The sequence below is a fragment of the Frankia sp. AgB1.9 genome, assembly GCF_016786355.1.
Taxonomy (GTDB): Bacteria; Actinomycetota; Actinomycetes; order Frankiales; family Frankiaceae; genus Pseudofrankia.
This window is the reverse complement of record NZ_JADWYX010000027.1, coordinates 48633-69841: the sequence shown is the minus strand read 5'-3', so window position 1 is coordinate 69841 and position 21209 is coordinate 48633. Positions and strand designations below refer to the sequence as shown.

The following is a 21209-nucleotide window of genomic DNA, read 5'->3' as shown; positions in this document are numbered from 1 at the left end:
GGCCCATCAGCCCGCCTCGTCCGTACGAGTGATTCGGGCTCCCTCGGACGAGCGATCCCGCGGGCTATCGGAGGCCGAAGCAGACCGACTCTTGCGCCGGAGCGGCTTCAGCGCTTTTGTAGAACCCGTTCTACTCGGTGACGGATGCCGCCGGTCGCGGCCGGGACGGACAGCGGCCGGGACGGACAGCGGCCGGGACGGACAGCGGCCGGGACAGACAGGGGTGTGCGCTGTGCGGGACTTCGCCGGCAGGGTCGCAGTGGTCACGGGCGCTGGCCAGGGCATCGGCCGGGCCCTCGTCGAGCGGTTCTGCGCCGAGGGGATGAAGGCCGTCGTCGCGGACGTCGTGCCGGACCTCGTAGAGAGCACGACGGCCGAGCTTCGCGCGGCCGGCCGCGAGGTCACCGGGGTGGTCACCGACGTGACGTCGCTCGAGTCCGTGGAGGCGCTGCGGGACGCGGCGCTGGCCGCGTACGGCGGCGTCCACGTCCTGTGCAACAACGCGGGCATCGGCTCGGGGTCGGAGGGCCAGCTCTGGGAGCACCACGTCAACGACTGGCGCTGGTCCTTCGACGTCAACGTGCTCGGCGTCGTCAACGGCATCCGCGCGTTCACCCAGACCATGGTCGACCAGGACGTCGAGGGCCACATCGTCAACACGACGTCCGGCAACGGCGGCTTCACCCCCCTGATCAACAGTGCGGTCTACGCGGCGACGAAGTCGGCCGTGACCACCGTGACCGAGTGCCTGTGGGGCCAGCTGCGCCAGTCGGGCGCGAAGGTCTCCGCCTCGCTGCTCTACCCCTCGACCGTGACGCCCGGGCTGCTCAACACCGGGATCTGGCGGCCGGGCGCGAACCGGCCCGACCGCTACGACCGCCCGGGCGCTCCACCGAAGGAGGGGCGCGACTCGCTCGGCGCCTTCCAGGAGCGGATGGACGCCGCCGGGCTGCCGGTGGTCTTCGCGCCGCTGTCCGAGGTCGCCGACCTGTGCCTGGCGGGCATCCGGGCCGACACCTTCTGGATCACGGTCCCGAGCGAGGCGCAGAGCGCGAAGATCCTCGCCCGCGCCCACTCCCAGGTCGACCGGTCCGATCCGGACTACCTGCTCGAGGCCAACCTGATGGCCGCCCGCCCAGCCACCCACCCCGCCACCCGCCCGGCCGCCAGGCCGTGATCACCGAGCCGTGACCACCGATCCCACCCCCGATCCGCCCCCAGGAGGCACCCGGATGGCACAGGACAACCTGCTGCGTCGGTTCGAAGGCCGCGCCGCGCTCGTCACCGGAGCCGCGTCCGGGATCGGGCGGGCCGTCGCGCTGCGGCTGGCGGCCGAGGGCGCCTCGGTCCTGGCCTGCGACGTCGACGCCGCTGGCCTGGAGACCCTCGACAAGGAGAGGCCCGAGGGCGCCGGGCCGATCGTCGGGCGGGTCACCGACGTGCGGGACCGGTCGGCGTGCTTCGCGGCCGTCGAGGACGCCGTCGCCGAGTTCGGCCGGCTCGACGTGCTCGGCAACGTCGCCGGCATCCTGCGCACCGGCCACGTGACCGACGTGTCCGAGGACGAGTACCGGCTCATGTTCGCGATCAACACCGACGCGTACTTCTTCTTCGCCCAGGCGGCGATCCCGCACCTGCTGGCGACCAGGGGCAACATCGTCAACATCGCGTCGAACTCGGGCCTCATGGGCGGCGCCTACACCGTCCTGTACTGCATGACCAAGGGCGCGGTCGTCCAGCTGACCCGCGCGCTGGCGATGGAGTTCCTCAAGAAGAAGATCCGAATCAACGCGATCGCCCCCGGCGGGACCGACACCGCCCTGGTGGCCGCGACCGCGTTCCCCGACGACGTGGACTACGAGCTCATCGGCCGCTACATGGTCCCGCGGCGGATGGCCAAGCCGGACGACATCGCGAAGCTGCTCGCCTTCGTGGCCAGCGACGACGGCAGCAACATCCACGGCGCCATCCTGTCCTCGGACGGCGGCGTCACCGCCGGCTGACCCCGGCGGCCCGGCCCGCCGCCGCTCGCCGATCGTCAGTCCGCTGCTGGGCCCGGCGCGCGGTGGGCGCGCAGCAGGGTGTCGATGGCGTTGACCTCGCCGTCGGCGGTCCGCACCGGCCGCAGGACGCGGCCGGCGCGCTCGATGACGAGTCCGGGGACGTCGGCGAGGTCGGCGGCGGTGTCCTGCGGGGTGTAGAGGACCTCGCGCTCCCGGGGACCGCCGATGCCGTCGGTCAGGTTCTCCGCGTCGTGGGCGACGACGAGCAGGGTTCCACCGGGCGCGAGCCACGCCGCGGCGCGGCGCAGCGCGATCCGGCGGGCCAGCGCGGGGAGCTGCAGGTAGGCGACGATGACGGCGTCGAAGCGGCCGGCCGCCGGGAGGTCGGACCTGCCACCGGTTTCCGGCTCCGCCTCGGCGATGACATCGGCGACGCGGAACCTGGTGCGGGCGGCGACGCCTGCCTCGTCCGCCAGCCGGGCCGCGCGTTCGATCGCGGCGGCCGAGAAGTCCAGACCGGTGGCGTGCCAGCCCCGGCTGGCCAGCCAGATCGCGTTGCGCCCCTCACCGCAGGCCAGGTCGAGTGCCCGGCCGGCCGTCAGCTCGGCGAGCTCCGCGGCGACGAACCGGTTCGGCGGGAGCCCCCACACCAGGTCGTTGCCGGCGTACCGCGCATCCCAGTCCGACGCCCGCATCGCGATCGTGGTTCCTTCCGCCCGTCCCCGGCCGTGCGGCCCTGCGCCGCCCGCCCCGCGGCGTCTCCGGCCGTGCCGACGCCGTCCACCTCTCGGGCCCCCGACTATCCCAGAGGCGGGGGGAACCTGGGCCAACCATGACAACCCGGCGTCCTCGCCTGCCCGTAGCGTCGTGCCGGGGCTACGGAATGTGGCACGACATTCCGTCCGCTACGGACCTGCTGGCGCCGCGAAATAACAAGGTGAGAGAAGACCACGCTCACGCCGCACTCGCGGCATTAGGTGATGCACGGTGCGAGGATGACGCCTTGTCGACGCCTCCAACTTCTCCGTGCCATTGGATGGTGGCTTCTCTCACCTACTGCCTTTGTACCCGCCCGTCCGGTCCGCACACAACCCCTCCGCCCGCAGCCCATCAATCGGCACCGGGTGCCGAATTCCGCGCCTACCGTCCTGAACGCGCGGTTGGCTCCCGTCCGGGTGCACCGTGCGGCCCGGTCCCGCTTTGTCCCGAGAACGGCGTGCCGCCACCCGTGCGGCCGGCGATACCGTCTCAGCCGGCGATACTGGGGCCGTCGCCGGTGAGCGGGCCGCCGTCGGTGAGTGGCGCCAGCTCCAGGTCCCAGTCGATGTGGCGGGACTCGCCGCCGGAGGGCACCACGGCGGCGGCCCGGCGCAGGAAGGTGCGCACGGCCCAGCGGGGCAGCCCGATCCTCGCGTGCCCGCCGGGGCTCGACAGGGACAGCTCGACGACGGTCTCGCCGGCGTGCGTTATCGGCGCGACCCGGACGTCGGCGATCCCGGCGGGCCGGCGCAGGCCGTCCTCCAGCAACTCCCGGGCGAAAACCCATTCGACCCAGGCGCCGTTGCCGACGTCGAACCGGATGACGACCGCGAACGGGTCCGTCGACCGGTAGGACAGCTCGGCGGGGAATTTCCCTCCGTCGTCCAGGAGCCGGGCGTCGAACGGGACGCTGATGATTGCTTCGGCGCGGGTCACTGCGGCCTCCCCTCGCCGGGCGAGTGTTGACGATGCCGATATGGTCGCGCGTCGGCGGGAAACCGGCCAGACCCTCAATGCGCTGCTCCTGCTGGCGCCTGTCGGCGCGGCGTACCGCCAATGGTGACATCTTGGTCGACTTGGCTCAATGTATCCGGGCACTCCGCGTCCGACTGATTTTCGCCGGCCCGCGACGGAACGCCCGGCGGCCCGGAGACAGGGCTGCAGTCCCGGCCGACCACACCCGACTCTGTCTCTCCCGCGACCAGCGGGGAAGGCTGGTTCCGAGGGCGCCCGCGCCGCGTGACGACCTCCGGGCGCCAGCCTGGAGCTGAGGAGGGCGAGATGACGATTCCCTACCAGGTGCCGGTCACGGTCTCGCCGGCCACGACGCTGGCGGACGCCGCCCGGCTGATGGACCGGGCGGGAGTGGGTGCGCTGCTCGTCCTGGACGGGGAGCGGCTCGTCGGCATCGTGACCGATCGTGACCTGGTGCTACGGGCGGTCGCGCGCGGGACGCCACGCGACGCCCGGGTCGACGCGGTGATGACCAGCGGCGTCGTCACCCTGCCGGTGACGGCCGAGCGCACGGAGGTGGTGCGGGCCTTCCAGACCCACTCGGTGCGCCGGCTGCCGCTGCTGGACGGGGCCGAGGTGGTCGGCCTGATCTCGCTCGACGACCTGCTCGCCGAGGCCGTCCCCGAGGATCTGCGCGGCATCGGCGCCCTGGTCGTCAACGAGGCCCACCACCCGCGCCACGAGGCCGGCCTTCCGGTTCCGACGGCGAAGGCCGAGCGGAAGGCCCGAACGGCCAGGACCGAACCCGGACCGGGCCAGGCCCGGGTCGGCGACCAGATCGTCGTCCATCGCCACACCCAGGACGAGCCGGACCGGGACGGCGAGGTCCTCGAGGTCAGCGGGCCGTTCGGCAGCCCGCCTTTCCGGGTCCGTTGGTCGGACGACGCGAGGGTCACCTTCTTCTACCCCGGCCCGGACGCCGAGATCCGCCACCTCGCCCGGGTGGGCCGCCACACCTGAGGGCCGTGGCGACGGACGTCAGGGCCTTCAGGCGTCGAGGAGCTCGACAAGGGTGGCGTTGGCCGTGCCGCCGCCCTCGCACATGGTCTGCAGGCCGTAGCGCAGGCCGTGGTCGCGCAGGTGGTTGATCAGGCGGGTCATCAGGATCGCCCCGGAGGCGCCCAGCGGGTGGCCGAGCGCGATCGCGCCGCCGAGCGGGTTGAGGCGCTTCGGGTCGGCGCCCGTCTCGGCGAGCCAGGCCAGTGGCACCGACGCGAACGCCTCGTTGACCTCGAAGGCCCCGATGTCGTCGATCGACAGGCCGGTCTTCGCCAGCAGCTTCTCGGTGGCCGGGATCGGGCCCGAGAGCACCTCGATCGGGTTGGCGCCGACGACCGTGCCGGCGACGTACCGGGCGATCGGGGTCAGGCCCAGCTCCCGGGCCTTCTCCGACGTGGTGATCAGCAGCGCGGCGGCGCCGTCCGAGATCTGGGACGAGCTGCCCGCGTGGTGCAGGCCGTCCGGGCCCGCGACCGGCTTGAGAGCGGCCAGGGTGTCGGCGGTGGTCCCGCGGCGCAGGCCCTGGTCGACCGTGAACGGCCCGGCCTCGGTCGGCACCGCGACGACCTGGGCGTCGAAGGCGCCGGCGTCGATCGCCGCGGCGCCCCGCTCGTGGCTGAGCGCGGAGAACTCGTCGAGCTCGCGGCGCCCGAAGCCCCAGCGGCGCGCGATCAGCTCGGCGCCGGTGATCTGGTTGAAGTCGGAGCCGTCGTAGCGGTTACGGGCCGTCGCGCCGTACGGCTCGCCGGACTGGCGGGACGCGCCGAGCGGGATGCGGCTCATGCTCTCGACGCCACCGGCGACGACGAGGTCCTGCTGCCCGGACAGCACCGCCATCGCCGCGTACTCGATGGCCTGCTGGCTGGAGCCGCAGGCCCGGTTGATCGTCACTCCCGGGACGTGCTCGGGCCAGCCAGCGGCGAGGATCGCGAACCGGGCGACGTTGCTGGACTGGTCGCCGAGCTGGCCCACGCAGCCCCAGTGGACGTCCTCGACCAGGGCCGGGTCGATGCCGGTCCGCGTGACGAGCTCGCGCAGCACCAGCGCCGCCAGGTCAACCGGGTGCACCCCGGCGAGGGCTCCGTTCCGCTTCCCGATCGGCGTCCGAACCGCCTCGACGATCACCGCGTCCCGCACTGCCGTTCCCCTCCCGACGCCCGCCGCGCGGGGTCGTGGTCCGCCGTGCCGGCCGTCCGTCGGGCCGGTGGCCCGGCCGCGAGCCGACCGCCCGTCGAGTGGCGCCTGTGCGCGCCGCATGCCGCGAGGGAAGACGATAGGCGGCCTTTCACCGTTGACGCCGGTACTTGTGCCGAAGCGAACGTCTCCGCCCCGGCCGGCGACCGTCCGGCGGGGTGTAGTCGGGTCGGAACTCGGCGTTCCGGTATTCTCCGGCTAGTCGTCGAACCGCGTCTGTGCCAACGAGCAGGGCTAACGAGCAGGGCCAGCGAGCTGTGGCTGCGTCATCCAAATGTGTCATCCAAGGCCGAGTCAGGCCCGGACGAACGTGAGGCGGAGGAGCCGGTGCGCCGGACCAGGGGCGGTAGTGGGGGAGACGCGGCGCCGCTGCCGCAGCGGGTACCGAAGCCGGTCCCGCCGCCCCGTCATCCGGTGACCTGCCTGGATGACCCGGACCTGCTCACCCGGGTCGCCGACCGGCTGCGCGCGCTGGACGAGCGCCGCCTCGCCGGCCTCGGCCGCCTCAACTAGCCCGCCGACACCGCCGAGGCACGCCCGTCGCCTTGATCGCCGTTTTCGTCCTCCGGTGGCTACGAAACAGATCCGGTAACGACCATCAGAGGGCCGAAACAGCGATCATGGGGACGCCTGAACGGGCGAACCCGGCCGCAGGCGGCACTGGGGCGCTTCTAGCGCGCTGCGTCCGCTGACTATGCCGTCTCGACGCGCCGCCGACGGGAGCCGCTCGCGCGGCGGCGTGCGGCGCGGCAGCATGCGGAAGATGAAGTGGGCGGGCCAGCGGTGAGCGTCGGTGCGGGTCAGGCCCCGGAACGGGCGGTGACGGGCGCGGGCCTGGCCACCGTGGGCGCGGCCAGCCTGGTGGGGTCGCTGACCGCCGTTCGCGGGCTCTCGGTCGGGCACGCCCGCCGCGTCACCGACGGCTGGCGGACCGGGGTCACCGTGGTGCTGGCGCCGCCGGGCGGCGCCGTCGGCGGCGTGGATGTCGCGGGCGGAGCGCCCGGCACCCGGGAGACGGATCTGCTCGACCCGCGCAACGTGGTCGAACGGGTCGACGCGATCGTGCTGACCGGCGGCAGCGCGTTCGGCCTCGCCGCCGCCGACGGGGTGATGCGCCGCCTCGCCGCCGCGGGCATCGGGTTCCCGGTCGGGGCCGCCGGGGTGGTCCCGATCGTGCCGGCGGCGGTGATCTTCGATCTCGGCCGCGGCGGCGCGCTGCCCGCAGCCAGCGCGACGCCCGGGCCCGAGCTCGGCGCGCTCGCCTATGACAACGCGTCCACCGGACCGGTGGCGCACGGCACCGTGGGAGCCGGGACCGGGGCCAGCAGTTGCGGCATCGCGGGCGGGGTCGGCGGCGCGGCGACGGTGCTCGACGACGGGACGACGGTCGCGGCGCTGGCGGTGGTCAACTCGGCCGGTTCGGCCGTCGACCCACGTACGGGGCGCCTCTACGGCGACCTCGGCGCGGTCTTCCCCGACCCGGATCCCGACCTGCTCGCGGCCTGGCTGGCCTCCGAATGGCGGCCGAAGCCGTACCCGTCCGGTTTCGGTGCCGAGCGCGGCCTGCCCTCGTCGGCGTCGGCCAGCTCGCCGATGAACACGACGATCGGGGTCGTCGCGACGGACGCGGTGCTGACGAAGGCCCAGTGCGCCCGGCTCGCCGCCAGTGGCCAGGACGGCATGGCCCGCGCGATCCGCCCCGTGCACACCATGGTCGACGGCGACAGCGTGTTCGCCCTGGCGACCGGAGAGCGGCCGGCCGGCAACCTGAACGCCCTGCTCACCGCGGCGGCGGACGTCTTCGCGCACGCCGTCGCCGACGCGGTCTTCCACGCGACCGGCTTCGCCGACCTGCCCGGCTACGGCGCGCTCGTGCTCGGGCCTGGCCGGCCGGCCGACGGCGCCGGTTAGCCGGCCGCGTCGCCCGTCGCCGGGATGGCCGGTGGGCCGGTGCGGGCCGTGGGCCGCGCGGCGGCGAAATTCCCGAACAGCATCGCGTTTGTGCAGGTCAGCGCGGTGAAGTCGGGTGTGGCGGCGGCCGGCGTGAACTCGGGTCGCCCGGGGCGCGCCGCGTGGACGAGGCGCGCCGGTCGGAGTTACCGTGCCGGCATGGCCGGGGCCGCCCCGGGCCGACGAGCGCAGAGCCCGTCGGGGCGCGGGCCACGCTGGCCAGGGCCGACGGACGTGAAGGCCGCGCGAGTCGGTTCGGTACGCGGTGTACCGGTGGGTTCCAGGATGAGCCAGAATTGGTGTATTCGTCTGGTTACTGCCTGTTGCGCGATGAACCTCACCGTGACTGACGCCGCGTTGTCAAGCATTGTTGGGGAGAGCCGAATTCTGGACGGGTGACCTGATGAATGCTGTGAGCGGTACCACCTCTTCTGGCCGCCGGAAGCCTCGGTTAGTAGCCGAGACCACGACTGGGTCAAACCAGTCGCGCCGGCTTCACCAACAGCCTGTCGCCGCGGCGACCGGGCGCCCCAGCTGGGTCGCGATCCGGCTGCACGCGGCCCTCACCGAGGCCGACCGCCCGGTTCGGGCTCGCTCCCTCGCCTATGACCTCGGTCTCTCGGCAGCCGAGGTGACCGCGGAGCTCCGCCACCTGCAGGATCTCGGCGCCGCCACGTCGCGCGACCGCCGATGGACCGTCGCCGCCGCCGATCTCAACGCGGCCGTCGACCGGGCCGCCGCCACGGCGACCGCCGCGCCGCGCCGCACGGCCTGACCTCGCCGCACTGGCCTCCGGGCGGGTTCGTCCGGACCGGGACGACCTCATCGCGTCGTTTCCAACCGGTGACCGGTCTGTTTACACCCGCTGGTGGAACGGCCGGCTACCGGAATTTGTCCGGCAGCTGACAGCTACCGCGGTCATGGTGTTCACATGCGGCGCCCACATTCCACGGTCCCGTAACCCGGCTGGCCGGCCCGTGAAACCTCGGTACGACGTAATGGCCTGAGACGGGAACCACCGCGCGGCACCGTTGCCCGCCGGTGACGTCCGGTCCCGACGCCAGGTCGCGCCGCCACGGCCCGGCCGAGCCCGGGACGCCAGGACGCACCGAGCCGACCACGACCGGCCCCGGACGGCGGGCCGCCCAGGCGAGGGACCGAATGATGACGACACCTGATTTCCCGCTGCTCGACATCGGCCGGTGGCGGCACGGCACCGGCGACCAGCGATACCGGTTCGCCTGCGAGCTGGACGTCGCGCTGCGCCAGTCCGGGTTCCTGCTGGTCGGTGGGCACGGGATCAGCGCCCAGCTGCGGGCGGACATCCGGGCCTGCGCCGCCCGGTTCTTCCGGCTGCCGCACGCCGCGAAGTCCCCCTACGCGACCCAGGTCGGCGGCCGGGGCTGGATCCCGCTCGGTGGCGAGGCCAACGCCTACTACGGCGAGGTCGCCGACGCCACCCGGGCCGACCTCAAGGAGACGCTCACCTTCGGCCGGGCCTTCGCCACCGGCGACCCCGAGCTGGACGGCCGCTGGTTCGCGCCGAACGTGTGGCCCGGCGAGTGCCCCGAGCTCCAGGCGATGTGCGAGCGGTACACGGCCGAGGTCCGCGCCCTGTACGACGACCTGCTGCGGATCTGTGCCGTCGCCTTCGGCCTGCCCGAAGGCTGGTTCGTCGACCGGGTCCAGGCCGGCCCGCACAGCCTCAACATCAACCGGTACCTCCCGCGCTCCGAGACCGGGGCGCCGTGCGACCAGCAGTACCGGGTGGCCCCACACACCGACTGGGGCGTCCTGACCGTGCTCGACCGGCAGCCGGGCTACGGCGGCCTGCAGGTCCAGACCCGCGACGGCCGCTGGATGGACGCCCCCTACGAACCGGACGCCCTCACCGTCAACGTGGGCGACCTGCTGGCCCGCTGGACCGGTGACCGGTGGCGGTCCACCCGCCATCGGGTCCTGCCGCCGCCGGCCGAGGCTCCCGACGAGGAGCTGCTGTCCCTGATCGTGTTCCTGGAGTCCGACCTGGACGCGATCGTCGAGCCGCTCGTCGCCGGCACCGCCTACCCGCCGGTCATGGCCAGCGCCTACCTGCTGGAGCGGGCCAGCGCCGCCACCGTCTCCTGAGGCGCGTCTCCTGACGGCGGTCGCGCCCCGAGTCGGCTCGGGGCGAACACCAGGCCTCGGCGCTGTGGCCCGCTGGGCGTGGGCCGCGCCCTTGGGCCGATGGCCGACTGCATAGGCTGCGGCCGTGGCTCGTGACCGGACCGCTGGTGACCCAACCGCTGGTGACCTGACCGCCGCCGGCCCGCCGGCCGGCGACCAGGAGACTTCGCCGGATGCCCGGCGGGTCCAGGCGTCGCGCCGCCAGCTGCTGGCCGGCGCCGGAGCGGCGATCGCCACCGCCGGGTTCGCGGCGGCCTGTTCGAGCGACGGCCCGGCTCCCGCGACGGTCCCCGCGGCCGCGGCACCGGCGTCCACGAGCGTGCGCCCGACGCCGACGGCCGAGCCGGCGCTGACGTTCGCCCCCGTCACCGCGCAGGCGGTGGCGAACGGCCCGCGCGACCGCGACCAGGTGGCGCTGACCTTTCACATCGGCCCGCACGAGGCTGGCCAGGACGTGTCCCTCGCCCATCAGCTGCTCGACGCCGCCACGCGGCTCGGCGTACCGATCACGGTCTTCGCCGTCGGCCAGTGGCTGGACGAGCACGCCGACCTCGTCCCGGCGCTGCTGGCGTCCGGCAACGAGCTGGACAACCACACCTTCACCCACCCGACGCTGACCCGGCTGCCCGCGGCCCAGGTGGCGCAGGAGATCGTCGGCTGCCGGGACGTGCTGTCCCGGCTGGCCCCGGCCCAGGGCCGCTACTTCCGCCCGTCCGGCACCAGCGCCGCGACCCCGCTGATCGTCGAGCAGGCCGGTGCGGCCGGCTACCCGACGGTGGTCGACTTCGACGTCGACCCGCTGGACTACACCTCGCCCGGCGCCGACGCCGTCGTCTCCCGGGTGCGGGCCGGCGCCCGGCCGGGCTCGATCGTGAGCATGCACTTCGGCTACCCGGGCACCGTGGCCGCGTTCCCCAGGATCGTCGCCAACCTGCGGGCCGCCGGCCTGACCCCGGTGACGGTCCACACCCTGCTCGCCTGACCCTGCTCGCCTGACCCTGCTCGCCTAACCTCCTGCTCGCTCAGCCCGCCTCGGCGTCGGTCAGGAGCCGGTCTGGGTTCGGCCGCGGGTCGTGACGGCGCGGCGGCGGGCCGCGAGCTCGGCCGGGTCCCGCCGCCAGGTCTCCGCGAGGATTCCCTCCAGCAGATGCGCCTCGTCGAGCGTCGCCGTGCTCGCCAGGGACCGGTAGTGGGCGAGCAGCCGGCGCACGCCGCGCTGGTCGTTGCTGACGACGTCGGCGGCGAGCTTGCGGGCGAACGGCAACAGCTCCGCGTGCGGCACGACGTGGTTGACCAGGCCGAGGTCCAGCGCCTCGACGGCGGTGACGAAGTTGCCGGTCAGCGACAGCTCCACCGCCCGGCGCAGGCCGATGGCCTGGGCCAGCAGCACCGTCATCCCGCCGCCCGGCATGATGCCGACCCGGGCGTGCGTGTCGGCGAACCGGGCCCGTTCGGACGCCACCAGGAAGGTGCACTGCAACGCGATCTCGAGGCCGCCGGTGACCGCCACTCCGTTAATCGCGCCGATGACCGGCTTGGAGATCACCGGCAGGAAGCGGAACAGGCCGTTGCTGTCGCGCTCGGGGCCCGCGCCGGGCGGCCGGTGGCCGGCGGACCCCGGGACCTCGCCGGAGACCTCCTTGAGGTCGACGCCGGCCGAGAAGGCGGGGTCCGTGCCCGTCAGGATCACGGCGTCGATCTCGGGGTCCGCCTCGGCCGCGAGGATGCCGTCCCAAAGCGCCTGCAGTAGGGCCCTGTTCAGCGCGTTGCGCGCTTCCGGACGGTTGAGCGTCACGGTCGCGACGCGGTCCGCCACCTCGTAGCGGACGACGGGCTCGGTCACGGGCACCTCGGTCTCAGCGGCTCGGCGTCGCACCGTCTCTCGGCGTGGCGGTCCTCAGCGTCACAGGTTGCCCGGCGAGAGGCAAAGGTAAGGAGCTCCCCAGCACGGTGGTTTTCAGCCGGTCGGTGAACGACGATGCTGTCCGGGTTCGGGGCGTGTCCGGCACCAGATCCCGGCACACAGATCCCGGTACCAGATCCCGGCACTAGGTGGAGGTCGGCGATGCCAGATCCTGTTGTCACCACGGCCCGGCGGACCGACGGCAGGGCTCTGGGCTGCCCGGTCGCGAGCATCGTCCACGAGGCCCCGGAACGGCCAGCCCTGCAGGGCTTCCGTGAGTTCGACGAGTTACGTGAGCAGGGCCCGCTGCACTACGTCGAGTCCGGCCGCGGGTTCTACCTGGCCGTCGGCCACGAGGAAGCCCTGGCGATCACGCAGGACTGGCGGAGGTTCCCGCAGTCCCGCTACATGCTCGGGGTGAACGGCCAGCCCAACGACTTCGTCCTCATTCCCGAGAGCCTCGACGGCCCGGCGCACACGGCGTGGCGGCGCCTGCTCGCGCCCTACTGGTCGCCCGCGGCGGTCGGGGCCTGGGAACCGGTGATGCGCCGGCACGCGGCCGAGATCATCGAGGAGCTGCGGGCGCGGGGCGGGTGCGACCTCGTCCGGGAGTTCGCGCTGCGGTTCCCGCCGACGGTGTTCCTGGAGATCATGGGCCTGCCGGTCGAGGATCTCGACGAGATGCTGGTCTGGAAGGAACACCTGCTGCACCCAGACCACACGGACCCCGCGACGGCGGGCGTGAACCTGGAACGGTCGTTGACGGCGATCGTCAACTACTTCGTCGCCGCGATGGCGGCCCGGCGCGCGATGCCGCCAGAGGACCGGCCGCGGGGCCTGGTCACCACGGCGCTGGACTGGCGGCTCGACGGGGAGCCGGTCAGCGACGACGACCTGCTGTCGTTCTACCTGCTGATGTTCCTCGCCGGGCTGGACACCGTTACCGCCGAGCTGGGGTACGGGTTCCTGCACCTGGCGACCCATCCGGCCGACCGGCGCCGGATCGCGGCCGATCCGGCCGTCGTGCCGCACGCCGTCGAGGAGCTGCTGCGGGCCTACCCGATCGTCAACATCATGCGGGACGCGGCTGAGGACACCGAGATCAACGGCTGCCCGGTCTACCGCGGGGACACCCTGATGATCTCGCTGCCCGCCGCTGGCCGGGACGACTCGACCTACCCCCGGGCCGCCGAGGTCGACTTCGACCGGGACCGGACGACGCATCTGACCTTCGGCGCCGGGCCACACCGCTGCCTCGGCTCGCACCTGGCCCGCCTGGAGCTCCGCGTCGCCTACGAGGAATGGCACCGGCTCATCCCCGAGTACGAGCTCGCCCCCGAGTTCAGCCCGGCCGAGGCGTCAGGCCAGATGTTCACCCTGAACACGCTGCGGCTGCGCTGGTCGCGTTGACCCGGTTGGGGGAGTCGGTGAGGGTCACCGTCGACGGCGCGAAGTGCACCGGTCACGCGCGCTGCCAGGCGAGCGCCCCCGAGGTGTTCGCGCTCGACGAGCTGGGCTACGCCGTGCCCGGCGAGCGCGAGATCGCGGCCGGCGCCGAGGCCGAGGCCCGCAAGGGGGCGTCGGCCTGCCCGGAACGGGCCATCACGGTGGGGGATGACCCGTTGGGCCGGCCTGGCCGCTGACGGCCGTCGTGTCCGTGGTGTCATGCCCCTGCGCGGGCGCGGCACCGCGGCCGCGAGGCATGGAGGTGGCCTGTGCTCTCGGACCTGTTCACGATGGGCATTCCCGTCGGGGAGAAGGTGATCCGGACCGTCGCCGTGTACGTGGCGATGACGGTGCTCATCCGGGTGTTCGGAAAACGGGAGATGGCCCAGCTGAACACCCATGACCTGGTCGTCATGCTGCTGGTTTCGAACGTCGTCCAGAACGCCATCATCGGCAACGACAACAGCCTGACCGGCGGGATCATCGGCGCGGTGACGCTGTTCGTCGTCAACGGGGTGGCGGTCCGGCTGCTGCGGGACAACGCCGCCGCCGAGCGGGTGTTCGAGGGAACCCCGACCGTCCTGATCACCGACGGCCAGTTCGACGACCGGGCGCTGCGCCACGAGGGCCTGCGCCGGGGTGACGTGGAGCGGGCGCTGCGGGTCCAGGGCGCCGACGACGTCACCGAGGTCGAGTCCGCGACGATCGCCCCCGGCGGCGCGATCGTCGTCGAGCTCCGCGCCGCCGACCAGAACGCCTCCCGCGGCGACCTCGCCGCCCTGCGCGCCCACGTCGACGCGCGCCTCGACGAGATCAGCCAGGCCCTCACCCGGCTGGCCCCGTCGTAACGCCACGGGCCCCCGCGTTGATCCAACGGCCCCGTGGCGGGCGAAGATAGGGCATGCCCACGGATCTCGCCTTCGAGCCCGCGCTGTCCAGGCCCGACCTGCTCGCCGGCCCGGTCGCCGCCGCGCTCGCCTCGCTCGGCCTGGCCGACGCCGTCCAGGCCGCGCCGATCGACCCGGACCTCGCCGACACGGCGGAGTTCTGCGCCGCCTACGGGATCGACGCCGCCGAGTCCGCGAACTGCGTCGTCGTCGCCGGCAAACGGGGCCAGACCGTCACCTTCGCCGCCTGCGTGGTGCTCGCGACCACCCGTGCGGACGTCAACGGGCTGGTCCGCCGTCGGCTCGACGCCCGCAAGGTCTCGTTCGCCGCCCGCGAGGACGCCGTCGGCGCCACCGGCATGGAGTTCGGCGGCATCACACCGCTCGGCCTGCCAGCCGACTGGCCGGTCCTCGTCGACGCCGCCGTGGCCGCCGCCCCCTGGGTGGTCATCGGCAGCGGCCTGCGCCGCTCCAAGCTCGCCCTCGCCGGCAAGACCCTCGCGACCCTGCCGACCGCCGAGGTCCTCGACGGCCTCGGACTGCCCGCCTAGGGGTCCGACGAGGGCCCGCGCCGACGTGGCCGGTCAGGTCGCCGTCAGATGTTCACGTTCGACATGTTCGCGTAGCGCAGGCCCTGGACGGTGGCGCCCGCCGCCGCGAGCGTGGCGATCTCGGCCTCCGTCAGCGTGATCGCCGCGGCGGCGACGTTCTCCTCCAGGTACCGGCGGCGCTTCGTGCCCGGAATCGGGACGATGTCCGCTCCCTGGGCTAGCACCCAGGCGAGCGCGACCTGTGCGGGGGTCGCGTCGTGCGCGGCGGCCACCCGCTCCACCTGCTCCACGACGGCGAGGTTGGCTTCCAGGTTCTCGCCCTGCAGCCGGGGCAGGTGGACCCGGAAGTCGTCCGCCGCGAAGTCGGCGGCGGTGCGGAACGTGCCGGTCAGGAAGCCCCGGCCCAGCGGGCTGTAGGCGACGAAGCCGATGCCCAGCTCGCGGGTCGTCGGGAGGATCTCGCTCTCCGCCGGGTCCCGGGTCCAGATCGAGTACTCGGTCTGCAGCGCCGTGATCGGGTGGACGGCGTGCGCTCGGCGGATCGTCGCGGGCGCCGCCTCGGAAAGCCCGAGATAGCGCACCTTGCCGGCCGCGACGAGCTCGGCCATCGCGCCCACGGTCTCCTCGATCGGCACGGTCGGGTCGACGCGGTGCTGGTAGTACAGGTCGATGTGGTCGATGCCGAGCCGGCTGAGCGACTCGTCGCAGGCGGCCTTCACGTAGGCGGGCTGGCCGTTGACCGGCCGCGCCATCGGGTCGGCGGGGTCGTGCACGATGCCGAACTTCGTCGCGACCACGACCTCGTCGCGCCGGCCCGCGATCGCGGCGCCGACCAGCCGCTCGTTCGTGTGCGGCCCGTACCGGTCGGAGGTGTCCAGGAAGTTCACCCCGAGGTCCAGGGCGTGACGGATGGTGGCGAGCGACTCCTCGTCGTCCCGCCCGCCGTAGAAGTCCGACATGCCCATGCAGCCCAGCCCCTGGGCGGACACCACCAGGCCCTGGCTGCCGAGTGGAACCTGGGCGGGCGTCGACTGCGCGTTCGGTGACATCAGGTGGACGTCCCTTCCTTGTCGACAACGAGCTTCTTCGCGTCAGTCCGCCCCGGCGAGCCGGCCAGTGGCGGGAGTTCCTCGCCGAGCGGTTCCCAGGGGAACGGCAGGCCGGTCGCGGCGGGGTCGAAGACGACCCGGATACCCCAGGACCGCAACGTCGTCAGGGCGGCGACAAACGCAGGGTGGCGGGCCAGCGGCCCGTTGACGGCCGGCACCAGCAGGATCGGCTTCCCGGCGCCGAGCCCCTCGTTGAGCAGGCCTAGCGCCAGGGTGTCGGAGATGCCGGCGGCCAGCTTGTTCACCGTGTTGAACGTCGCCGGCGCGACGACGAACGCGTCAGCGGTTGGCAGGACGTCGGGCTCGTCGGGCCGCTTGTACTCGGAGCGGACCGGGTGGCCGGTCAGCCGCGCGAGGAGCCCGGCGTCGATGAACTTCGTGCCGGCCGGGGTCGCGACCACGCAGACGTCCCACCCGGCGGCGAGCGCCCGCTCGACGAACGGCACGAGACCGACCGCGGGCTGGCCACCGCACACCACGACGTAGAGAACCCCGAGCTCGGGCCTGGTCATCCGCGCAGCTCCGATCAGGTGGTGCGGCCGGTCAGGCGTGGGCCTTCCCATAGAAGGCCTCGGTGATGTACGGAACGTGGACGTGGCCATCCTTCTCGTGGCGCGCGGCCAGCGCGCGGACGCGGTGCAGGAACTGCGCGCCGACCGCCGCGATCGCGCGCTGCGCCTGGGTCGACGAGGAGCTCATCGTGACGAACTCGGCGACGGTCAGCGGCTGGCGCCAGGCCTGCTCGGCGCGCTCCACCTCGCCGAACGTGGTGGCGAGCTCGCCTTCGACGTCGATCGCCCGGTAGCCGCGGCTGTAGAACGGGGACAGCTCCTCCAGCAGGTCCTCGTAGTCGCCGGCCAGGCCGCCCGCGCTCAGGTCGCGGTTGTTCTGGATGACCAGGCAGACCCCGCCCGGCCGCAGCGCGCTCGCCGCCGCGGCCCGGAACGCCGGCCGGTCCAGCCACTGATAGGACTGCGCCGCGGTGACCAGATCGACGCCGGTGAAGGTGGCCAGGTGCTGCTCCGCGTTGCCCTTCGCCCAGGTGACCGCCGGGAACTTCTGCCGGCCAAGCTCGATCATGTCGCCCGACACGTCGACGGCGTGGACGTCGGCACCGGCCGGGAGTAGCGGAAGCAGCGCCTCAAGCGCGATTCCGGTCCCGGCTCCCACGTCGACGACCGTGGGGCGGGCATCCGCGGGCAGGAGGCCGACCGCGTGCGCGAACAGCTCGACCGGGTACCGAGGTCGGGTGCGCTCGTAGCTGTCAGCTAGCCCGTCGAACTTGGCGGTGGGGGTGGCCATGCCGACGATGATCCTCGGGCGGCGGACCGGTCCTGGACGCGGGGCAGCCGACGGTGTCGGTACTCACATCTCGGCGGCCGGCCGGCTGGCTCGGCGACCCGGCGGCCCAGCCTCGGGCCTGTTCACCCGGTCGGCGCGGCCCGCGGAGGGTCGATCTTCCACAAGACGGACGCGTCCGGCGACCACGGCAACGCGGTCCGTCCGGGTACGGAGTGTGGGAGCGTGGTCGTTGTGACTGACCGGCTTCCGCTGTTCACAGGGATCGAACTGTTGGCTCCGGCCCGGCTGCGGCTGGTGCCCGCCGAGCCACCGCCGCTGTCGCGGGCTGACCAGGCCGCCGTCGACGACGCGTGGGACGAGGCCGTGCGGGTGAAGCCGGGCCTGTTCGACGGCCCGGTGGCGGCCTCCGGCGGGCTGCGGTGGGACGAGGCCCAGCCGGGAACGCTGGTGCTCACCTGGCTGCGGGCGACCTACCGCCGTTACGTGTCGCCCCGGACGCCCGGATCCGCGCGCTGGCTGCCGCACCTGTTCGTCAGCGTCCTGCAGCCGACGGACGACGGGGCCCTGATGGTCGGGCGGATGGCGACCTGGACCTCGTCGCCGGGCCGCTGGCAGCTGCCGAGTGGCACCGGCGAACCACCCGAGACCGTCGGCGACCCGCTGGAGGTCGCCGACCTGCGGGCGCTGGCCGCCCGTGAGCTGCTCGAGGAGACCGGCACCGAGCTCCCCGCCGCCGACCTGCGGTTCTGGCGGCTCAGCCGGGGCAGCCAGGGCGACGTCGGTGTCCTGTTCCTGGCGCCGCCCCGGCCGGCCGGGGCGCTGCGGGCCAGCTACGCGGCCCTGGTGGACGCCGAGCGCGCGGTGGGTCACGAGCCCGAGCTGGACCAGATCGCCTTCGTCCGCGTGGAGGCGGACCTTCCCGCGCTCGGCGACCCGCGCGGCGACGTGGACCCGATCCTGCGCGCCTTCCGGCAGGACGCGCCGGACCTGGCCGCGGTCGGCGACCCGGCGGCCTTCCCCCTGGGACGCGGAAGGTAGGTGGCGACCGCGCCGGCCTGGCGGCACGCGCGGCCGGTGCGGGCCGCGGGGGATCAGGTAGGCCGGTCGCTCGCCGCTATCCCGACGAGCCCGCCGATGACGGTCCCGATGACGACCGGGAAACCGTCGGGCACGGCCTTGTCCATCAGCACCATGGCGATCCAGCCGCCGATGGAGACGAGCATGGCCACGCCGAGCAGGCACAGCACGACGTAGCGCGGCTCGCGGTACTTGCGAACGGCGTCAGGCTGTTGCGGCAGGCTCGGCGCGACCGCCGGGCTCGCGGTCGTGCCGAGCGACTTCTCGGCCCCTGTGGGCGACATCGGTCCTCCGTCTCGACACGCCGGGTCACGCGGTCCCGTCCAGGACGCGGTCCCGTGTGAGACGCGGTCCCGGCTGAGACGCCGTCCATCCAAGGTGAAACGGCGCGACCCGACCCCCACCAGCCGAAATCGCCAGCAGCCTAGCCGATCAGTCGGAGTCGGGCATCTCGGCGGGTATCCGCGGGCGCATCGCCTCGGGAATGCCGGGCTCCACATCGAGGACGCGCATCAGCAGCCCCAGCAGCTGGCGCTGCTCCGCCGGCGACAGCACCCGCATGGAGGGCGGTGGGACCGCGAGGAGCTTCTGGGCCTGCGCGAGGACCTCGCGGCCCTCGTCGGTCAGCGCCACGGTCTTCGCGCGCCGGTCGGTCGGGTGCGGCTCGCGCCGGGCGACGCCACGGCGTTCCAGCAGGTCGACGACGCTGGTCAGGTAGGACGGGTCGTGCCGGAACGTCTCGACCAGCTCGCGCATCGGGCGAGGACCGTCGGACAGCACCAGCAGGACCTTCAGCGCGGCCGGCGTGAGATCCGTCGCCTGGCAGACGGTGTGCATCCGGGCGGGCGCCGCCCCGCCGAGCGTCAGGGCCAGCATGGCGCGCCAGGCCTCACTGGCGAACGCGTCCCTTTTGGCGATCTCCGGGCCGGCGGCCGCGCGCGCGGGCGCCGCCGGCGGGGGGGGGGGCCCCCCGGCCACCTCGCCGGGGGTCTCCCGAGCGGCTTCGATCATGTGTCGATGGTAGCGGGTGCTTGCTGAGAAAGTGTCGTTGTGAGGACGATATATTTGACACCACTCAACGAACGCTGGATGCTGAGCCCGGAGCAGAAGTCATCCTCAGGCCGTCAGGCCGCAGGAGCGGAGGGGGCGGGTCCGCCCGCGACCGACCTCCGCCCGTGCCGCCGTGACGGACGGCCACATTTCAGGGAGCTATTTCGTGTCCGACCAAACTGACGCGGCCTCGCGGCCAGCGACAGCCACGGCGCCTGGGCCCGTCCCAGACGACGGCAAGCTCGACCCGGCGCTGCTGCGCCTCTGCGGCACCGTGATGCTCGGCGCGATCATGGTCATTCTTGACACCACGATCGTGTCCGTCGCGATCCGCGACCTCGGCAAGGAGTTCGACACCTCCCTGTCGACGATCTCCTGGGTGACCACCGGCTACCTGCTGGCGCTCGCCGTCGTCATCCCGCTGTCCGGCTGGGCCGTCGAGCGCTTCGGCGCCACCCGGATGTGGAACATCTCGCTGACGATGTTCATCGTCGGCAGCGCCCTGTGCGGTCTCGCCTGGTCCGCGCCCGTGCTGGTCGGCTTCCGGGTGCTGCAGGGCCTCGGCGGCGGCATGATCATGCCGATCTGCATGACGCTGCTGGCCCGGTCCGCCGGTCCGACCCGGATCAACCGGGTGATGAGCATCATCGGCGTCCCGACCCTGATCGCCCCGGTCCTCGGCCCGGTGATCGGCGGCCTCATCGTCGACAACCTCAGCTGGCGCTGGATCTTCTACGTCAACCTGCCGATCGGCGCGCTCGCGCTGTTCCTGTCGTGGCGGGTGCTGCCGCGCGACGACCGCGGCTCGTCGAGCAACCGGCTCGACCTCGCCGGCCTCGCCCTCATCTCGCCCGGGCTCGCCGGCGTGGTCTACGGCCTGTCCGAGGCCGGCAACGGCGGCGGCTTCGGCAGCCTGAAGGTCGAGCTCAGCATCATCATCGGCCTGGTGCTGCTCGTCGGCTTCGTCCTGCACGCGCTGCGCGCGCAGCACCCGTTGCTGGACATGAAGCTGTTCAGCAACAAGGACTTCAGCCTGGCCAGCGTCGCCACGTTCGTGATCGGCGCGGTCCTGTTCGGCGCGTTGTTCCTGCTGCCGCTCTACTACCAGGTGGACCGCGGGCTGAGCGCGTCGACGGCCGGCCTGCTGCTGGCGCCGCAGGGCCTCGGCGCGATGATCGCCATGTCGTTCTCCGGCCGGATCGCCGACCGACGAGGACCCGGCTCCGTCGTCCCGGTTGGCATGGCGCTGACGCTCATCGGCACCATTCCGTTCACGATGGTCGGCGGCCACACGAACGAGCTCCTGCTCGCGGCCGTGCTGTTCGTGCGCGGCCTCGGCTTCGGCGCGGCGATGATGCCGGCGATGGCCGCCGCCTACCAGACACTCGCCCCCAGCGCGGTGCCGCGGGCGACGACGACGCTGAACATCCTGCAGCGCGTCGGCGGTTCGGTGGCCACCGCGCTCGTCGCCGTCGAGCTGCAGCACAACATCGCCAGCCGGCTGCCCGGTGTCGGCGGCGGCAAGAGCACGCTCGCGGTGGCCGGGGCGAAGCTCCCCGGTCCGGTCGCCGACAAGGTCGCCTCGGCCTTCGGCGCCACCTTCTGGTGGGTCATCGGCCTGTCCGCGGTCGGCTTCGTGGCGAGCCTCTTCCTGCCCCGCATCTCCCCGCCGGCGGCCGTCCCCACGCCGGTCACGCCGTCCACTCCCGCCCGCGAGCCCGTCGCCGTCGACTGACCGCGTCGCGCGACAGCGAGCCCCCCGGGGGCCGGCCCCCGCCGCGGGGGGGGGGGCGCGGGGG

General features: G+C 73.3%; 23 protein-coding genes. 14 read left to right on the top strand and 9 right to left on the bottom strand.

What is annotated here, in order from left to right:
* Positions 1-232 precede the first annotated feature (232 nt).
* Positions 233-1177: an SDR family NAD(P)-dependent oxidoreductase gene (locus tag I6A60_RS13145; RefSeq protein WP_203024177.1), complete on the top strand. Its 945-nt coding sequence runs from the start codon at positions 233-235 to the stop codon at positions 1175-1177.
* Between the two features lie 55 nt (positions 1178-1232).
* Entirely contained in the window at positions 1233-2003 is a 771-nt protein-coding gene (locus tag I6A60_RS13140; RefSeq protein ID WP_203024169.1) for an SDR family NAD(P)-dependent oxidoreductase, read from the top strand.
* 35 nt (positions 2004-2038) lie between these two features.
* Here the strand turns inward: I6A60_RS13140 and I6A60_RS13135 are convergent, their stop codons facing one another.
* Both I6A60_RS13135 and I6A60_RS13130 read right to left on the bottom strand, forming a co-directional pair.
* Complete coding sequence (locus I6A60_RS13135) at positions 2039-2698, bottom strand: cyclopropane-fatty-acyl-phospholipid synthase family protein (RefSeq protein ID WP_203024167.1); 660 nt, start codon at positions 2696-2698, stop codon at positions 2039-2041.
* Between the two features lie 553 nt (positions 2699-3251).
* Positions 3252-3698: an SsgA family sporulation/cell division regulator gene (locus I6A60_RS13130; protein WP_203024165.1), complete on the bottom strand. Its 447-nt coding sequence runs from the start codon at positions 3696-3698 to the stop codon at positions 3252-3254.
* Between the two features lie 345 nt (positions 3699-4043).
* Between I6A60_RS13130 and I6A60_RS13125 the strand changes: the two genes are divergently transcribed.
* Positions 4044-4736 carry a DUF1918 domain-containing protein gene (locus tag I6A60_RS13125; RefSeq protein WP_203024163.1) on the top strand — a complete coding sequence of 231 codons (693 nt, stop codon included), beginning with the start codon at positions 4044-4046 and terminating at the stop codon, positions 4734-4736.
* Between the two features lie 27 nt (positions 4737-4763).
* Here the strand turns inward: I6A60_RS13125 and I6A60_RS13120 are convergent, their stop codons facing one another.
* Positions 4764-5912 (bottom strand): acetyl-CoA C-acyltransferase, encoded by a 1149-nt coding sequence (locus tag I6A60_RS13120; protein WP_203024161.1) that lies wholly within the window; start codon positions 5910-5912, stop codon positions 4764-4766.
* 333 nt (positions 5913-6245) lie between these two features.
* On the opposite strand from I6A60_RS13120, the gene I6A60_RS13115 reads away from it, so the two are divergent.
* From I6A60_RS13115 to I6A60_RS13095, 5 genes are all read left to right on the top strand, one after another.
* On the top strand, positions 6246-6482 hold the full coding sequence (locus I6A60_RS13115; protein WP_238435338.1) for a regulator: 237 nt from the start codon (positions 6246-6248) through the stop codon (positions 6480-6482).
* Positions 6483-6788: 306 nt separating this feature from the next.
* Positions 6789-7880 (top strand): P1 family peptidase, encoded by a 1092-nt coding sequence (locus I6A60_RS13110; protein WP_203055620.1) that lies wholly within the window; start codon positions 6789-6791, stop codon positions 7878-7880.
* A 670-nt stretch (positions 7881-8550) separates the two neighbouring features.
* Complete coding sequence (locus I6A60_RS41560; protein WP_238435337.1) at positions 8551-8694, top strand: hypothetical protein; 144 nt, start codon at positions 8551-8553, stop codon at positions 8692-8694.
* A 386-nt stretch (positions 8695-9080) separates the two neighbouring features.
* The gene (locus tag I6A60_RS13100) at positions 9081-10046 is read left to right on the top strand and encodes an isopenicillin N synthase family dioxygenase (protein WP_374113423.1); all 966 of its coding nucleotides are present in this window, start codon (positions 9081-9083) and stop codon (positions 10044-10046) included.
* A gap of 124 nt (positions 10047-10170) precedes the next feature.
* A complete protein-coding gene (locus I6A60_RS13095) occupies positions 10171-11067 on the top strand; it encodes a polysaccharide deacetylase family protein (protein ID WP_307873663.1) in 897 nt (298 codons plus the stop codon).
* A gap of 60 nt (positions 11068-11127) precedes the next feature.
* On the opposite strand, the gene I6A60_RS13090 is transcribed toward I6A60_RS13095, so the two are convergent.
* Positions 11128-11928 carry an enoyl-CoA hydratase gene (locus tag I6A60_RS13090; protein ID WP_203021656.1) on the bottom strand — a complete coding sequence of 267 codons (801 nt, stop codon included), beginning with the start codon at positions 11926-11928 and terminating at the stop codon, positions 11128-11130.
* Between the two features lie 222 nt (positions 11929-12150).
* Here I6A60_RS13090 and I6A60_RS13085 point away from each other — a divergent pair, with 222 nt between their 5' ends.
* The 4 genes from I6A60_RS13085 (at position 12151) to I6A60_RS13070 (ending at position 14872) form a co-directional block, all read left to right on the top strand.
* Positions 12151-13398 carry a cytochrome P450 gene (locus I6A60_RS13085; RefSeq protein WP_203021655.1) on the top strand — a complete coding sequence of 416 codons (1248 nt, stop codon included), beginning with the start codon at positions 12151-12153 and terminating at the stop codon, positions 13396-13398.
* A 17-nt stretch (positions 13399-13415) separates the two neighbouring features.
* Positions 13416-13631 carry a ferredoxin gene (locus tag I6A60_RS43485; RefSeq protein WP_203021654.1) on the top strand — a complete coding sequence of 72 codons (216 nt, stop codon included), beginning with the start codon at positions 13416-13418 and terminating at the stop codon, positions 13629-13631.
* Between the two features lie 72 nt (positions 13632-13703).
* Complete coding sequence (locus tag I6A60_RS13075) at positions 13704-14282, top strand: DUF421 domain-containing protein (protein ID WP_203021653.1); 579 nt, start codon at positions 13704-13706, stop codon at positions 14280-14282.
* Positions 14283-14335: 53 nt separating this feature from the next.
* Positions 14336-14872, top strand: a complete 537-nt coding sequence (locus I6A60_RS13070) for a YbaK/EbsC family protein (protein WP_203021652.1) — start codon at positions 14336-14338, stop codon at positions 14870-14872.
* A 44-nt stretch (positions 14873-14916) separates the two neighbouring features.
* Here the strand turns inward: I6A60_RS13070 and I6A60_RS13065 are convergent, their stop codons facing one another.
* The 3 genes from I6A60_RS13065 to I6A60_RS13055 are packed head-to-tail and all read right to left on the bottom strand — an operon-like array spanning position 14917 to position 17283.
* Positions 14917-15921, bottom strand: a complete 1005-nt coding sequence (locus tag I6A60_RS13065) for an aldo/keto reductase (RefSeq protein WP_203021651.1) — start codon at positions 15919-15921, stop codon at positions 14917-14919.
* Positions 15921-16493, bottom strand: a complete 573-nt coding sequence (locus tag I6A60_RS13060; RefSeq protein ID WP_203021650.1) for a flavoprotein — start codon at positions 16491-16493, stop codon at positions 15921-15923. The genes I6A60_RS13065 and I6A60_RS13060 overlap by 1 nt, the downstream gene beginning before the upstream one ends.
* Before the next feature lie 31 nt (positions 16494-16524).
* Entirely contained in the window at positions 16525-17283 is a 759-nt protein-coding gene (locus tag I6A60_RS13055) for a trans-aconitate 2-methyltransferase (RefSeq protein ID WP_203021649.1), read from the bottom strand.
* A 222-nt stretch (positions 17284-17505) separates the two neighbouring features.
* Between I6A60_RS13055 and I6A60_RS13050 the strand changes: the two genes are divergently transcribed.
* Positions 17506-18321 carry an NUDIX domain-containing protein gene (locus tag I6A60_RS13050; protein ID WP_203055619.1) on the top strand — a complete coding sequence of 272 codons (816 nt, stop codon included), beginning with the start codon at positions 17506-17508 and terminating at the stop codon, positions 18319-18321.
* A gap of 53 nt (positions 18322-18374) precedes the next feature.
* Here the strand turns inward: I6A60_RS13050 and I6A60_RS13045 are convergent, their stop codons facing one another.
* Positions 18375-18644 carry a hypothetical protein gene (locus I6A60_RS13045; RefSeq protein ID WP_203021646.1) on the bottom strand — a complete coding sequence of 90 codons (270 nt, stop codon included), beginning with the start codon at positions 18642-18644 and terminating at the stop codon, positions 18375-18377.
* Positions 18645-18792: 148 nt separating this feature from the next.
* On the bottom strand, positions 18793-19371 hold the full coding sequence (locus tag I6A60_RS13040) for a MarR family winged helix-turn-helix transcriptional regulator (RefSeq protein WP_203055618.1): 579 nt from the start codon (positions 19369-19371) through the stop codon (positions 18793-18795).
* A 205-nt stretch (positions 19372-19576) separates the two neighbouring features.
* Here I6A60_RS13040 and I6A60_RS13035 point away from each other — a divergent pair, with 205 nt between their 5' ends.
* Positions 19577-21145 (top strand): DHA2 family efflux MFS transporter permease subunit, encoded by a 1569-nt coding sequence (locus tag I6A60_RS13035; protein ID WP_203021645.1) that lies wholly within the window; start codon positions 19577-19579, stop codon positions 21143-21145.
* Positions 21146-21209 lie beyond the last annotated feature (64 nt).

Bases quoted from the DNA above. Each gene is read 5' to 3' on its own strand.
- I6A60_RS13135 (WP_203024167.1), bottom strand. From the start codon at position 2,698: ATGCGGGCGTCGGACTGGGATGCGCGGTACGCCGGCAACGACCTGGTG.
- I6A60_RS13045 (WP_203021646.1), bottom strand. From the start codon at position 18,644: ATGTCGCCCACAGGGGCCGAGAAGTCGCTCGGCACGACCGCGAGCCCG.
- I6A60_RS13140 (WP_203024169.1), top strand. From the start codon at position 1,233: ATGGCACAGGACAACCTGCTGCGTCGGTTCGAAGGCCGCGCCGCGCTC.
- I6A60_RS13125 (WP_203024163.1), top strand. From the start codon at position 4,044: ATGACGATTCCCTACCAGGTGCCGGTCACGGTCTCGCCGGCCACGACG.
- I6A60_RS13070 (WP_203021652.1), top strand. From the start codon at position 14,336: ATGCCCACGGATCTCGCCTTCGAGCCCGCGCTGTCCAGGCCCGACCTG.
- I6A60_RS13065 (WP_203021651.1), bottom strand. From the start codon at position 15,921: ATGTCACCGAACGCGCAGTCGACGCCCGCCCAGGTTCCACTCGGCAGC.
- I6A60_RS13055 (WP_203021649.1), bottom strand. From the start codon at position 17,283: ATGGCCACCCCCACCGCCAAGTTCGACGGGCTAGCTGACAGCTACGAG.
- I6A60_RS13085 (WP_203021655.1), top strand. From the start codon at position 12,151: ATGCCAGATCCTGTTGTCACCACGGCCCGGCGGACCGACGGCAGGGCT.
- I6A60_RS13100 (WP_374113423.1), top strand. From the start codon at position 9,081: ATGATGACGACACCTGATTTCCCGCTGCTCGACATCGGCCGGTGGCGG.
- I6A60_RS13060 (WP_203021650.1), bottom strand. From the start codon at position 16,493: ATGACCAGGCCCGAGCTCGGGGTTCTCTACGTCGTGGTGTGCGGTGGC.
- I6A60_RS13040 (WP_203055618.1), bottom strand. From the start codon at position 19,371: ATGATCGAAGCCGCTCGGGAGACCCCCGGCGAGGTGGCCGGGGGGCCC.